This is a genomic window from Dellaglioa sp. CoH-55-MRSF-8, from assembly GCF_056782195.1.
This window is the reverse complement of sequence record NZ_JBXAYH010000090.1, coordinates 1-395: the sequence shown is the minus strand read 5'-3', so window position 1 is coordinate 395 and position 395 is coordinate 1. Positions and strand designations below refer to the sequence as shown.

The following is a 395-nucleotide window of genomic DNA, read 5'->3' as shown; positions in this document are numbered from 1 at the left end:
CCGAGCCGAGGCCGCGCGTATCGAGCAATGTTACGACAACGGGGATGACCCGTACGAAGGATAAAAGATGAGCGAAAAAGAAAAACGTGTGTTTTTCACGCAAGAGTGGCAGAAGCATGAACGTGAGGTGACCTATCCGTACTACCGAGCAAAGTCCGAGGTCACAGAAAACGATCGCGGGAGTTACGTGTATGAACGCGTAGAGCGCACGAAGATCACACGTATCGAGGTCACGGCGGGATCGCAGTACAAGATCAGCACGCACCGAAATACGAGTACGGCGACGAGTCGGGACGAGAGCATCTTGTATATGCTGGGTTCCTACCCATATGCATGTACGGAACAGCAGTTCAACGAAAAGATGAGTGAGGCGCTTGCCGCGATTGGTGTCGAGA

At 52.9% G+C, this 395-nt stretch carries 1 protein-coding gene; it reads left to right on the top strand.

Annotation, left to right across the window (positions count from 1 at the left end):
- Positions 1 to 67 precede the first annotated feature (67 nt).
- Positions 68 to 395, top strand: a 328-nt coding sequence (locus tag AC1RPW_RS08045) for a hypothetical protein (RefSeq protein ID WP_481769450.1), incomplete at its 3' end; no start/stop codon positions are given.